The organism is Pseudomonas sp. SIMBA_041, assembly GCF_046535095.1.
Taxonomy (GTDB): domain Bacteria; phylum Pseudomonadota; class Gammaproteobacteria; order Pseudomonadales; family Pseudomonadaceae; genus Aquipseudomonas; species Aquipseudomonas mucoides.
On the sequence record NZ_JAWRXJ010000009.1, the window covers coordinates 127,084 to 140,753 of the forward strand.

Annotated in this window: 13 protein-coding genes and 1 pseudogene; all 14 read left to right on the forward strand. The window is 48.4% G+C overall.

From position 1 onward, the window contains the following. Positions 1 to 86 precede the first annotated feature (86 nt). The 14 genes and pseudogenes from rfbB to SB725_RS22085 all read left to right on the forward strand — a co-directional run bounded on the left by rfbB (position 87) and on the right by SB725_RS22085 (position 13,665). Positions 87 to 1,166 carry a dTDP-glucose 4,6-dehydratase gene (rfbB, locus tag SB725_RS22020; protein WP_410922580.1) on the forward strand — a complete coding sequence of 360 codons (1,080 nt, stop codon included), beginning with the start codon at positions 87 to 89 and terminating at the stop codon, positions 1,164 to 1,166. Next, positions 1,163 to 2,056 carry a dTDP-4-dehydrorhamnose reductase gene (rfbD, locus tag SB725_RS22025; RefSeq protein WP_059182371.1) on the forward strand — a complete coding sequence of 298 codons (894 nt, stop codon included), beginning with the start codon at positions 1,163 to 1,165 and terminating at the stop codon, positions 2,054 to 2,056. Before rfbB ends, rfbD begins: the two co-directional genes overlap by 4 nt. Beyond that, positions 2,053 to 2,934, forward strand: coding sequence for a glucose-1-phosphate thymidylyltransferase RfbA (gene rfbA, locus SB725_RS22030; RefSeq protein ID WP_410922581.1), 882 nt, complete (start codon positions 2,053 to 2,055; stop codon positions 2,932 to 2,934). Before rfbD ends, rfbA begins: the two co-directional genes overlap by 4 nt. Before the next feature lie 160 nt (positions 2,935 to 3,094). Beyond that, positions 3,095 to 4,150: an LPS O-antigen chain length determinant protein WzzB gene (locus SB725_RS22035; RefSeq protein ID WP_059182373.1), complete on the forward strand. Its 1,056-nt coding sequence runs from the start codon at positions 3,095 to 3,097 to the stop codon at positions 4,148 to 4,150. A gap of 120 nt (positions 4,151 to 4,270) precedes the next feature. Continuing rightward, a pseudogene (gene rfbC / locus SB725_RS22040) lies at positions 4,271 to 4,825 on the forward strand (dTDP-4-dehydrorhamnose 3,5-epimerase); the annotation flags it as partial. Then, the gene (locus tag SB725_RS22045; protein WP_172825981.1) at positions 4,823 to 5,266 is read left to right on the forward strand and encodes a sugar 3,4-ketoisomerase; all 444 of its coding nucleotides are present in this window, start codon (positions 4,823 to 4,825) and stop codon (positions 5,264 to 5,266) included. The pseudogene rfbC and the gene SB725_RS22045, both read left to right, overlap by 3 nt. 64 nt (positions 5,267 to 5,330) lie before the next feature. Continuing rightward, positions 5,331 to 6,452: a DegT/DnrJ/EryC1/StrS family aminotransferase gene (locus tag SB725_RS22050; protein WP_410922582.1), complete on the forward strand. Its 1,122-nt coding sequence runs from the start codon at positions 5,331 to 5,333 to the stop codon at positions 6,450 to 6,452. Between the two features lie 6 nt (positions 6,453 to 6,458). Further along, positions 6,459 to 7,730, forward strand: coding sequence for an O-antigen translocase (locus SB725_RS22055; protein ID WP_194940697.1), 1,272 nt, complete (start codon positions 6,459 to 6,461; stop codon positions 7,728 to 7,730). Between the two features lie 44 nt (positions 7,731 to 7,774). Continuing rightward, on the forward strand, positions 7,775 to 8,740 hold the full coding sequence (locus tag SB725_RS22060) for a glycosyltransferase family 2 protein (RefSeq protein ID WP_194940698.1): 966 nt from the start codon (positions 7,775 to 7,777) through the stop codon (positions 8,738 to 8,740). Positions 8,741 to 8,743: 3 nt separating this feature from the next. Further along, positions 8,744 to 9,916, forward strand: a complete 1,173-nt coding sequence (locus SB725_RS22065) for an O-antigen polymerase (protein WP_194940699.1) — start codon at positions 8,744 to 8,746, stop codon at positions 9,914 to 9,916. A gap of 65 nt (positions 9,917 to 9,981) precedes the next feature. Then, entirely contained in the window at positions 9,982 to 11,115 is a 1,134-nt protein-coding gene (locus tag SB725_RS22070) for an NAD-dependent epimerase/dehydratase family protein (RefSeq protein ID WP_194940700.1), read from the forward strand. A gap of 11 nt (positions 11,116 to 11,126) precedes the next feature. Continuing rightward, positions 11,127 to 11,693: a serine O-acetyltransferase gene (locus tag SB725_RS22075; RefSeq protein ID WP_410922583.1), complete on the forward strand. Its 567-nt coding sequence runs from the start codon at positions 11,127 to 11,129 to the stop codon at positions 11,691 to 11,693. Continuing rightward, positions 11,690 to 12,688 (forward strand): hypothetical protein, encoded by a 999-nt coding sequence (locus SB725_RS22080; RefSeq protein WP_194940702.1) that lies wholly within the window; start codon positions 11,690 to 11,692, stop codon positions 12,686 to 12,688. The genes SB725_RS22075 and SB725_RS22080 overlap by 4 nt, the downstream gene beginning before the upstream one ends. Next, positions 12,685 to 13,665 (forward strand): NAD-dependent epimerase/dehydratase family protein, encoded by a 981-nt coding sequence (locus SB725_RS22085; RefSeq protein WP_194940703.1) that lies wholly within the window; start codon positions 12,685 to 12,687, stop codon positions 13,663 to 13,665. The genes SB725_RS22080 and SB725_RS22085 overlap by 4 nt, the downstream gene beginning before the upstream one ends. The last annotated feature ends 5 nt before the right edge of the window (positions 13,666 to 13,670 follow it).

Below are 13,670 nucleotides of genomic sequence, written 5' to 3' on the forward strand. Positions count from 1 at the left end.
TCAGCTTAGAAGACGGCTTTTGCATTCATGGATTAGGCAGCGCTCGGTTGACGGCCCTGTCAGTAACTCAAAGGGTGTGTTTTCGCGTGAAAATTCTAGTAACCGGCGGCGCCGGGTTCATCGGCTCGGCAGTCATCCGTCATATCATCTCCAATACTGCCGACTCCGTGGTTAACGTCGATAAGCTGACTTACGCCGGTAACCTCGAGTCATTGGCCGAAGTTAGCCAGAACGAACGCTATGTGTTCGAGCGCGTCGACATCTGCGATCGTGATCAAGTCGACCGCGTTCTGCGTGAACACCAACCAGATGCCATCATGCACTTGGCCGCAGAGTCGCACGTTGACCGCTCGATTTCGGGGCCATCGGAATTTATCCAGACGAACATCATCGGCACTTACACCCTGCTGGAAGCCGCACGCCACTACTGGGCTGCACTGGACAATGGGCGCAAAGCCAATTTCCGCTTCCACCACATTTCCACTGATGAGGTTTACGGAGACCTGGAAGGTCCGGAAGACCTGTTCACCGAAACTACGCCGTATCAACCGAGTTCACCTTATTCCGCCAGTAAGGCAAGCTCTGACCATCTGGTTCGTGCCTGGAGCCGGACCTACGGCCTTCCGACATTGGTCACCAACTGTTCAAACAACTACGGTCCGTGCCATTTCCCCGAAAAGCTGATCCCGCTGATCATCCTCAATGCGCTGGAAGGCAAGCCGTTGCCGGTTTACGGCAAAGGCAACCAGGTTCGCGATTGGCTTTATGTCGAAGACCACGCCCGTGCTTTGTACAAAGTTGTGACTGATGGTGTTATTGGCGAGACGTACAACATCGGTGGTCATAACGAAAAGCAAAACATCGAAGTCGTACACACACTTTGCGCTTTGCTTGACGAATTGCGCCCGGATTCTGCCCATCGCCCGCACGCTAGTCTGATCACCTATGTCCAGGATCGCCCGGGCCACGATCAGCGTTACGCGATTGATGCCAGCAAAATTCAGCGCGAGCTAGGCTGGACGCCGGAAGAAACATTTGAAACCGGTATTCGCAAGACCGTCGAGTGGTACCTCAGTAACACTGAATGGGTAGCGCATGTGAAAAGCGGTAGCTACCAGCAGTGGATAGACCAGAATTACGCGGATCGTTCTTCGAGCAAAGCATGAAGATCCTGCTCCTGGGAAAAAATGGCCAGGTAGGCTGGGAGCTGCAACGCTCCTTGGCGCCACTCGGTGATTTGATTGCGCTTGATCGTCACAGCGTTGACGGTTTGTGCGGTGATCTGTCTGACCCTGATGCATTACGCGCAACGATTCGTCAGGTCAAGCCTGATGTTATCGTCAATGCTGCGGCTTACACGGCTGTCGATAAAGCTGAGTCCGAGACTGAGCTGGCGGATCGTGTGAATAGCCAGGCGAGTCAAGTCATGGCTGAGGAAGCCGCTACCTTGGGGGCGTGGTTGATCCACTATTCGACCGACTACGTCTTCGATGGGCAGGGTACATCGCCTTGGCAAGAGTCTGATGCGGTTGCGCCAGTGAATCACTACGGCGCCAGCAAACTGGCGGGTGAACAGGCGATCATTGCGTCTGGCTGTAAGCATTTGATCTTTCGCACCAGTTGGGTCTACGGCGCTCGTGGCAACAACTTTGCCAAGACAATGCTGCGATTGGCTTTGGATCGCGAAACGCTGAACGTTATTGCCGATCAGGTTGGCGCACCCACGGGGGCCGATCTGATCGCAGACGTGACAGCTTTGGCAATCCAGCAGGTCATGCAACGTCCTGAACTGGCAGGCTTGTATCATCTGGCCGCTAGTGGCGAGGTGTCGTGGCATGGCTATGCGAGTTATGTCATTGACTTCGCCAAGGCCAATGGCGAAACGTTGGCCGTCACCGCGATCAATCCCATTGCCACGACCGCTTATCCAACACCTGCGCGTCGACCTCTGAATTCACGATTGAATACTCAGAAGCTGCGTGACAATTTTTCTCTACACTTGCCGGATTGGCAATGTGGTGTAACCCGAATGCTTAGGGAAGTCCTGAATAAATGACCACGACAAATCGTAAAGGTATCATCCTGGCCGGCGGCTCGGGCACTCGTTTGCACCCGTTGACTCTCGGCGTGTCCAAACAGATGCTGCCCATCTACGACAAGCCGATGATCTTCTACCCGCTGTCGGTATTGATGTTGGCAGGGATGCGAGAGATTCTGATCATCTCCACGCCTGAAGACTTACCTTGTTTCCGCAAGCTGTTGGGTGATGGCAGCATCTACGGGATCAAGTTGACCTACGCCGAGCAGCCAAGTCCTGACGGCCTGGCTCAAGCGTTTATTATTGGTGAAGAGTTCATTGGCAAGGATCCGTGCTGCTTGATCCTGGGTGACAATATTTTCTACGGTCAGCACTTCTCCGATAACCTGCGTTCCGCTAGCTCTCAGCAGGTGGGTGCTACTGTTTTTGGCTATCACGTTTCCGACCCTGAGCGGTTCGGTGTGGTCGAGTTCGATGCAACGGGTCGCGCGCTGAGTATTGAAGAGAAGCCGCTGAAGCCTAAATCCAACTACGCGGTAACCGGACTGTATTTCTACGACAATGATGTTGTAGAAATTGCCAAGGGTATCCAGCCGTCCGAACGTGGTGAACTGGAAATCACTGATGTGAACCGTGCTTACCTCTCGCGTAAGAGCCTGAATGTCGAAATGCTGGGTCGCGGCTTCGCCTGGCTAGACACAGGTACCCACGATTCGCTGCTGGAAGCCAGTCACTTCGTTCATACTATTGAGCAACGTCAAGGCCTTAAAGTGGCTTGTCTGGAAGAGATTGCCTTCACGAATGGCTGGATCGACAGGACACAGCTGGCAGAGCAAGCTGACCGACTCAAAAAGACAGGGTACGGCCAGTACCTGGCTAAATTGCTAAATTGCTAAATTGAGATTCCATATTGCCGTGACGGGGGCAGCGCTCTGTCATGCTCGGGTTCAATTTCAACGCGATGGACGATGCGTCCGTGCGAAACAGTTGGGCAAAAGACCGTAATGCAGCGACCTCCTGTTAGATGTAAACAGATGAAAACAAGGCTCAAAGACCATGCGAAGTGATGCAACAAATAATCAATACCAAGATGACATTGATATTTTTTCGATAGCACGTGGGCTCTGGAGCCGCGTGTGGGTAATTATTGCCGTCACATTGATCGCTGGTGTTTTGGGTCTAATGTATGCGTTCTTGAGTGAGCGTGTTTATGAAGCCAAAGCCTATTTGGTGCCTCCTACCCAGAGTGATATTGCGGATCTGAATACTGGGCGCACCGCAAAAAACGAACTTACTCCCTATTCAATTGGAGATGCCTACCGCTTATTTTTGCGGAACCTCCAATCCGAATCGTTGCGTCAAGAATTTTTCTCTGAGGTATACCTGTCATCGCTGAGCGATGATCAAAAGACTCGGCCACAAGACGCCTTGTACGCGGAGTTCTCAAAAAAGTTTCAGGTTAATCCAGTGACTGCTGATGAGGCAGGCCGGTTTTCTGTGATCGTTCAAACTACCAGCCCTCAACAAGCTGTTGAGTGGGTGAAGAGCTACATAGAAAAAGCCGCGCTATTGGCCGCTGATGAAATCACAAAAAACGTATCTTATGAGGCTAAGGTTCGCTCCCGGGGCATTAGTCAGGAAATAGATACTCGACGTGAAACAGGTGAGTTTTCGCGTGGGGATACCATCGTCAAATTACGGGAGGCACTCAGTGTCGCTAAGGCAGCTGGTCTGCAAAAACCAACTGTGATATTTGGCGCAGCGCCGACTGCAATGGCTGGGAAAATGGACGGTGAAGTGAGTTTCCTGAGAGGTGCGGAAGCACTCAATGCGGAGATAAAGAATCTCGAAAGCAGATCGTCTAACGACGCGTACATCAAAGAATTACGTAATCTTCAAGCCAAGAAGAGCTTCTACGATAAGTTGGCGGTCGTGTCGAAAGATTTTAGATTGTTCCGGTATGACGGTAATGTCGAAACGCCGCTAAGCGCAGTCAAGCCAAAGAAAGCGTTAGTGATCTCTCTGGCACTGGTACTGGGGCTGATGCTTGGTGTGCTTTTTGCGTTTACTCTGTATCGCTTGGATGAGTCGCGAAAAGTATCGCTTACGTGATATGCAATCGCAGCAACGCTGTTTTTAATAAGCGTTGCAGAGGCCATGAAAATTGTGCCTTTAAGTTGTTTATAAGTCATTGTCGGCAGGAAATTTCACTGCCGTTTAAGGTGTAACTACATGAAAGTACTAAAAACCGATTTACAGGAAGTAATTATAATAGAACCAACGGTTTTTAGAGATGATCGCGGCTGGTTTGCTGAAAGTTTCAACGAGCCGCGTTTTCATGAAGCGCTGTCTCAGTCGGGATTACCCGTGCCGAGAAGTTTTATTCAGGATAATCATTCTTGCTCTCAAAAGGGCGTACTTAGAGGGCTGCACTATCAGTTGTCACCTCATGCCCAGGGGAAACTGGTCAGAGTTGTTTCCGGCGCTGCGTACGATGTGGCCGTTGATATTCGAAAGGGATCCCCTACCTATGGTCAATGGGTTGGCGTCGAATTGAGTGCGGACAACCATAAAATGTTGTGGATTCCTGAGGGGTTTGCTCACGGGTTTGTGGCGCTTGAGGATGACACTCACTTTCTTTACAAAACGACAGATGTCTACTCCAAGGAGTCCGAGCGCAGTATCCGCTGGGACGATCCCGATATCGGCATAACGTGGCCGGAAGGCCTCGACTTCATCGTGAGTGAAAAAGACAAGCAGGCGAACGCTTTGAATGATGCGGATTTGCCGACTTTTTACGAAGCAGGCACGACGCAGCTAATCGAATTGGATGTGATAGGCGACAATCGTGGAAGCTTGATTGCGCTGGAGCAGGGCGGACAAATTCCGTTTGAAATAAAGCGTGTCTATTATATTTTCGGCACCCTGCCAGATGTCAGTCGTGGATTTCATGCGCACAAACAGTTGCGACAACTAGCCGTCTGCGTGGCAGGAAAGTGCCGCATGCTGATGGATAACGGCGTCTCTAAAGAAGAAGTCTGGCTGGACTCGCCAACGAAAGGGGTTCTTATTAATAATCTCATTTGGCGAGAGATGCATGATTTTAGTGAGGACTGTGTATTGGTCGTCTTTGCCAGTCAGGAATATGACGAGTCGGACTATATACGCGACTATGAAGAGTTTGTAAGTGTTGTAGCAAGCCAGATGGTAACGAATAGCGCGAATTGATCGGAATCCAGGCATCGAAAAAATTTGCCATGGGTTTTAGTAAGACGAAAAAACAGGTGACCTGATGATTGAGTTTTTAAGTTTGAAAGATGTGAACGCAGCCTACGCTGATGAACTCAAGGCTGCCTGTGCGAGAGTCATTGATTCTGGTTGGTATATTCAGGGTAAAGAGTTGGAGCAGTTCGAAACAGAATTTGCTGCTGCCTGTGGCGCGGAGTTTTGCTTCGGCGTAGCGAATGGTCTGGATGCGCTCACACTCACCTTGAGAGCCTGGAAAATTCTCGGTAAGTTGAATGTTGGCGATGAAGTGATCGTCCCTGCCAATACCTACATCGCCAGTATTCTGGCCGTCACTGAAAATGGCCTGATACCCGTTTTGGTTGAGCCAGATGAGTCGTTGAATATTTCTCCTGCCCTTATCAAGGCCGCCATTGGTCCAAAAACCAAGGCGGTTATTCCAGTCCACCTGTATGGACAGTTGGCTGATATGCCAGCGATCATGAGTATTGCGAAAGACCATGGCCTGTTGGTGCTGGAAGATTCTGCTCAGGCGCACGGTGCTAGTATTGACGGGAAAATCGCCGGTAGTTGGGGTGATGCATCCGGGTTTAGTTTTTACCCAGGGAAGAACCTGGGGGCGCTTGGAGATGCAGGTGCCATCACAACCAACGATCCGGAATTGGCGCGAGTTGTAAAAGCACTGCGCAATTATGGATCACACGAAAAATATAAAAATATTTTCCAAGGTGTGAATAGTCGTCTGGATGAGATCCAGGCAGCGATGTTAAGTGTAAAGCTGAAATACCTGTCAGAAGATATTCAAAAGCGCAGAGCAATAGCAGAACTCTACATGACGGGCATCAACAATAACCTGATTCAATTGCCTCTCAGCAAGGAAGTGTCGCCGCTGAATCTGCAGAGTCATGTTTGGCATCTTTTTGTGGTTCGTTCGGAAAAACGTGACCAATTGCAGAAGCACTTGGCCGCCTCCGGTATTCAAACACTAATCCATTACCCTATTCCGCCTCACAAGCAGCAAGCTTATAAAGACTGGAATGAGATGTCCTTTCCTGTTACTGAAGCCATTCATGAGCAAGTATTGAGCCTGCCAATCGGACCAACGATGACTCTGGATGATGCAGCGAAAGTAATTAGTGCTTGCAATAGTTTCAACGGTAATGGTTGAAGGATAATGACACTGATAAAAACGAGCCTGCTGAACGGAATTGCTGTTCTCGTCAAAATGCTCACTTTGCTTGGGATCAATAAAGTACTGGCAATTTATGTCGGTCCTGTCGGCTACGCTGCGCTTGGTCAGTTTCAGAATGCCATACAGATGATAACCACGTTTGCCAGTGGTGCGATCAATACTGGCGTTACCAAGTACACAGCCGAGTATCACTATAGTGAGGAAAAGCAGCAAGCCGTCTGGCGCAGTGCGGGCACTATCGCCATCACCGGTTCGTTACTATCCAGTGTTGTTATATTTGTTTTTAGCGCGGACCTTGCTGGTTGGATACTGAAGAACAAGGAGTTCGCGGGCGTTCTCAGATGGTTTGCAGCCACGTTGGTATTCTTCACCCTGAATACACTTTTACTTGCCATACTTAATGGTAAGAAAGACCTTGTTCGTTACGTGGCTGCAAACATTGCTGGTAGTTTATTTGCATTCGTGGTGACCACGGTCCTGTCAATATTTTCGGGGCTTTATGGTGCATTGATAGCGTTGGCCATTTATCAGTCAATTAGCTTTTTTGTTACACTAATGATTTGTTGCAGGGCACCTTGGTTTCGTTTGGCCTATATGTATGGGCGAGTGGATAAAGAGGTTGCAAAGAACTTTTTTAAATTTACAGCGATGGCCCTTACTTCAGCAGTTTGCGTCCCGGTCAGTCATATTTTGGTGCGTAACCATTTGGGCGCTACTTTGGGTTGGGAGGCCGCAGGTTACTGGGAGGCTATGTGGCGATTAAGTGCGGCTTATCTAATGCTTGTGACGACCACGTTAAGTGTCTACTACCTGCCCAAACTATCTGAGTTAACCCATCAGTCGGAGATTAAGGACGAAATACTCCAAGGCTACAAATTTATTCTGCCGTGCGCAGCCGTTTGCGGGCTTCTGATGTATGTGCTGCGTGATTTTATTATCCAGGTTTTGTTTACAGCTGACTTCCTGCCCATGAGGAGTCTGTTTGCTTGGCAACTTGTTGGCGATACTCTGAAAATCGGCAGCTGGATACTGGCGTATGTGATGCTTGGTAAGGCGATGTTTAAGCTGTTCATTGCTTCTGAAGTTTTCTCCGCGATAAGTTTCTATGCGTTAACGGTGATACTGACGAAGTATATGGGGTTGGAGGGCGTGTCCCTCGCTCATGCTTTAAATTATGCAATCTACTGGTTTGTGATGATTTTTTTTGTTACTGGCGCACTCAAAAGGATGAAGCCTGAGACGTTAATTGGCTGACCGTAGTTGGATGCTTGATTATTTTTGCTTATTGAGGCGCGAAGTTGAATATTTATAATCCAAAAGTTTCTGTGATGATCATAACCTACAATCAATGTCACTTGATTGCAGAAACTATTGAAAGCGTACTTTCACAAGATTATAAAAATCTTGAAGTTGTGGTTGCTGACGACGCGTCGACCGATGGAACGCAGGACGTTATATTGGATTTTCAACGCCGGTACCCTGATACAGTGGTGCCTGTTTTGAATGAAAAAAATATTGGGATCACCGGTAATTCAAATGCTGCTTTTTTTGCTTGCACGGGTGATCTGGTGGCGATCCTTGGTGGCGATGATCTATTTCTGCCAGGAAAAATTACCGCTCAGGTGGCACAGTTTGAAGATCCGAATGTAGTTCTTTCGTATCATCCCGTCGATATCTTCAATCATGCTGATGGAAGTCTTATTTTTCGGACCAATACCACCGAAAAAGAAAAGATCCATAATGCTTACGACTTGATTGCCAAGGGCGGTATACCAGGTGCTTCGTCTGTAATGGTGAGACGTTCGGCATGTCCAGCACATGGCTTCGATCCACTTATTCCTATGGTCTCGGATTGGATCTTCAATATCGAAGTTGCCCTGCGTGGTGAAGTTCGCGAGCTCGAGGGTGTTTATGGAAAGTACCGTAAGCATGGTCTCGGAGCGAGTGACAGAACATTTGAACTGCTCGCAGAATCCTTGTTGACGTTAGATGTCATATCGCAACGTTATGCAGGTGACCCGCTTCTTCATGAAGCCTGTCAGCAGGGAGGCTACCGTTATCTGCTGGGTGAGCTCTTCCGGCAAGTAGTCAAGAAAAATAAAGCGAATGTAGAGACATTGCACCCTTTGTTTTTGAAGTACTCGGCCGGTAACAAGAGATTTTTGACCAATGTCATGTTTAAAGTACTGAATAATTCACTGGTCTTTAAGTTTGTTTCTGAGCTTCTTCCAAAGCTGAAGAATGCTATAAAGCGGAACGTATAATTTATGCTAAATCCCGCATTTGTTTATATATCCATGTGGTCTTTGGTCTTGCTGCTGTATTTTTTGGGGTTGACCAGCAATTTGGTCGCCCCATCAGTAGTAGGGCTGATGGTTATATTGATGAATATGGTAAGTATTTTTTTACTGTATGTGTTGTTGAAGAACCGAAAAAGTACTGAGTCGGTAAGTCTCGAAAGGGCCGAATTCTATACACGAGTGGTCAGTCGTTTTTTTCGTGTTTTGTTTGCTCTTTGGGTTGTAGGAACCCTTTTTGAAATTTATTATTCGGGTGGTGTGCCACTTTATTGGCGGCTTGTCGGTATCGATAAGTTGTATACAGAGTTTGGCGTGCCGTCGCTCCATGGTGTGATGAACGCTTGCTACTTGCAAGTACTGTCTATGGCGACTTATCTGTCAATAAGAACCAAGTCAAAATCGCTGGCATTGTTTGTTGCGCTGTTACTGTTTTGGCCTGTACTCATGTTAGGGCGCGGGATTCTGCTAAGTGGATTGATCCAGATAGTGTGCGTCTCCCTTTTGCTGACCAAGGTGTCTTATAAAAAGATATTAAGCCTGGTTCTGGTGGCTCTCTCTGTGGTTGTCGTGTTTGGCTATCTTGGGGATATGCGACAAACATCCAATCCATTTTCCTATCTGGTTTCTGGTAGGTCGGCAGCAGTATTCGATGCTCTACCTAGCGGTTTTCTTTGGTTTTATGTTTATTTAACTGCGGGGTTAAGTAACTTTTTTCATAATATCGATATCGTTACGCCGGCCTGGTCGTTTTCGTACTCGATGTCCAACATGCTGCCTTCGATCGTGAGGGATTTTTTTGGGTTGGATGCCAGAAACGATCTTTTTACCTTCGTTGATAGAAATTTGAATACTTCAACTATTTATGCTGGCTTCGTATCGGATGTGGGGGCGATGGGTGGTTTCATCTTCGTTGCCATTATTCAGTTAGTGTGTTGCTGCATTTATAATGCCTCGCTGAAGGGCAAGCCTTGGGGGATTTTTGCCTATTCGGTTGCTTTCCAGATTCTGGTTTTTTCAATATTCTATGACATGTTTTTTTTACTCCCCACCCTGTTTCAGTTGTTCATCTGTTTTTCGCTTTATGTTTTTGCAAATCTGCGGCTCATCCATCAAACAAAGGAAGCGGCGCAAGGCGCATAATACAATCCGTAGGTGGGATGCGAGCGTAGGAAACTGTTTCACTGTCGATTTCTAAAGGTACCATCATGAAAAAAATTCTCATCACCGGCGGCGCAGGATTCATAGGTTCGCACCTTGTTCCAAAGTTGCTGAGCACCAATCACGCTGTCAGGATTCTTGATCCTTTGACCGTTCAGGTGCATGGCCAGGTCCCCGCTGATCTCGATTGGCTCAGTCATGACGGTGTCGAATTCATCCGTGGAAGCGTCACGTCCAGAGAAGACTGGATAAAGGCGCTGGACGGTGTCGATGGTATCGTCCATCTCGCCGCCGAGACCGGCACTGGCCAATCGATGTATGAGATCGCCCGTTATAATGAGGTGAATTCGCAAGGCACTGCGCTGATGTTTGACGTGCTGGGTAAATTGCCTAGCCATCAAGTCACGCGAATTGTTTTGTCGTCGAGCCGATCGGTTTACGGTGAAGGTGCCTATATCAACCCCGTTACCAACCAGCGAGTCTCACCTCTAGCGCGTTCGGCAGAGGCTTTGAGCCAATCAAAGTGGGAGCCATTGTGCCCTTCGACGGGTGCCCCGCTTCAGTTGGTGCCTACGTCGGAGTCAGATCTGATTGCGCCGTCTTCGTTTTATGCGGCGACTAAATATGCTCAGGAAGATCTTGTTCGTATTGGCTGTCAGTCAATGGGCATTGATTACACGATATTCCGTTTGCAGAACGTGTATGGCGAGCGTCAGTCGCTGAATAACCCCTACACCGGTATTTTGTCCATTTTTTCGACGAAGATCCGCCGCGATAGCGTCCTGCCACTCTTCGAGGACGGGTTGGAAAGTCGCGACTTTGTCCACGTTGACGATGTTACTGATGCGTTGCTGGCCGGTTTGCTCGTCGAAAAATCGCCAAACACAGTGGTTAACGTGGGTAGCGGTATAGCGACTTCTGTCAAGGAGGTTGCGGAGGAGCTGACACGGGCATTCGGTAAAGAGCCTAATGTAACGGTCACTGGCCAGTTCCGGGTAGGGGACATTCGGCATAACTATGCAGACGTTACTCGGCTTAATAATTTGCTGGGTATTTACCCGAAAGTGTCTTTGAAAGAAGGCTTGAAACGATTCGCTGAGTGGGTGCTTTCCCAGCCTCTGCCTGAGGATCAGCTTGAAAAAGCCAATCAAGAGCTGCGTGCCCGAAAGTTAATGAATTAAGGAATATGTCTATGGAGCAGCACGACGCCGGGTTGAGAGCTTTACTGCGAGCGGATTTGGAGCGACAGAGAGCTTTGTTCAATGCGCCTCCCGTCGCATCAAAAATAAAGTTCTTCTTGAGTATGTTTTCGCCACGATTCGCCCCCGTGCTGCTTTACCGACTTGCCTTTCAATCCAATACCAAGGGCTTTAAAGTCCTGGCTCGCTTTTTTTCATTGCTGAATTTTACGGTATTCGGCATTGAGATCGCAGTCGTGTGCAAGATTGGTCCGGGCTTGTTTTTTCCCCATACCCAAGGAACGGTGATCGGTGCAGTGAGCATTGGCAGCAATGCAATCATCTATCAAGGCGTAACGCTAGGCGCCAGAGACCTGGATTTTACCTACGATAGCGATCACAGGCCCGTCGTCGGAGATAACGTTGTTATCGGCGCGGGCGCAAAAATACTGGGAGGGCTGGTGTTGGGGAACAACGTGACTGTCGGTGCTAATTCGGTACTGCTGATGAGTGTCCCATCCGATGTCATTGTGGCCGGAATGCCTGCGAAAATTGTTAAAGAACGGACGATGTCGTCGTGAATGATCTGCTTGAAAACAAGAAAGTGTTATACGTTGCTCCGGTCTTCTTTGGCTATGAGAATGAAATCAAAGGGGAGCTGGAGCGACAGGGGGCGCAGGTTACGTTTCTTCTGGATCGTCCGTTTAATTCCCCGTTTCTGAAGGCGCTTACCCGTGTGCGCCGTGAATGGGTGATCGGCGCTGCGGATCGTTATTATAAAAAAGAACTCGCGTCGATCAGCGCTGAGTTTGACTATGTCTTTGTAGTGAACGGCCAGACGCTTTCTAAAGAAACTCTCAGCGGATGGCGCCAACAGTTTTCTTCTGCAAAGTTTATTCTTTATATGTGGGATTCGTTTTCCAATCGGCAGCAAACGGTAGAGAATCTCGAATATTTTGATAGTGTGTTTTCTTTCGATAAAAATGACGCTCAAGAATTTGGCGTACATTTTCGACCTCTTTTCTTTTCCAAGGGGTTTGAAGCGACTGAACAAGTCACTCCCGAGTTTGATATAAGTTTTATTGGGACAGCTCATACCGATCGATTTTCTATCGTTCAAAAAATTGATCGGCAGTTGGGTGTCTCCGTAAAAAAATACTGGTACCTCTTTTTGCAAGCGAAGTGGGTCTACTGGTTTTATCGGTTTACGAATGCTTCGTTTCGTAGTGCCAAACGCAGCGATTTTCAGTTTGACTCAATCTCCAAAGCGGAAGTCCAGCGCGTATTTAATCGGTCAAAGGTCATACTTGATATTGAGCATCCTCATCAGACCGGGCTCACTATGCGGACGCTGGAAACATTAGGTGCACGCAAGAAATTGGTGACAACCAATTCCAGCGTCAAGTCATATGACTTTTACAGTGAGGAGAATATCTACGTTATTGAGCGCACCGAGCCTAGTATTCCAGTCGTTTTTTTTGAAAAGCCTTACAAGCAGGTTGAGCCGCAGATCTACCGCAAATATAGTTTGGTTGGCTGGGTCGAAGAGATTATCAATTTGGTGAACTCAAAATGAAGATACTGGTAACTGGGGCTAGCGGATTTATAGGTCGGGCTTTATGTCTGGATCTCCAAGCCAGTGGGTTTTCAGTTCGCGCAGTGATGCGACAGACATCTTCGGGGGTCGCCGAGTATGAGTGCTGTTATGGTGCGTTGGATGACGAAAGCTTTCTCCTCAAAGCGCTCGACGGGGTAGATGTCGTCATTCATCTGGCTGGGCGTGCACACCAGTTTGGTCAAGCATCCAATAATCTGGAGGCCATGCTCGATGTGAACAAGAGACTCACGCTCGAGCTGGCTTCATCCGCGGCGAAGGCCGGGATCAAGCGATTTGTATTTGTCAGTTCTATCGGTGTGAATGGCGTCGAAACCGGGTCAACACCTGTAGACGAGCTTTCAGAAGTCAATCCGGTAAAAGATTACGCTGTATCCAAATATCAAGCTGAACTCGGGCTCGTCGAGCGTTACGTAACAATTGAAAGCACGATGGAGTTGGTCATAGTGCGTCCGCCATTGGTATATGCAGGGAACGCACCTGGTAATTTTCAGCGATTGTTAAAGCTTGTCGATCTCGGTGTGCCGCTGCCGTTTTCCGGGGTCAACAATAAGAGAAGTATGATTTCGCTGAATAATCTTACTGATTTTTTAAGGACGTGTGCAGTTCATCCCGGTGCCCGCGGGCAGTTGTTCCTGGTTTCGGACGGAGAAGATCTGTCGCTGCCTGAGATAATTCGGGGGCTGGCTTCGGGGATGGGGCGTAAATCGCGGCTGTTTTATTTTCCCGTTTCAGTAATGTCCGCGTTTAGTAAGATGCTGGGTAAGAGCGCGCTGATGACGCAGTTATGCGGTTCATTTGTATTGAACTCGACTAAAGCAAGAGTCTGCTTGAATTGGACGCCGCCATTTTCGTCTCGCGAGGAGCTTGTTAAGGCGGCTCAAGACTACAAAATGTCCAGTGATGCACGTAGTTTAAAATCGGCGCAGTCCGAGTAGGGAGC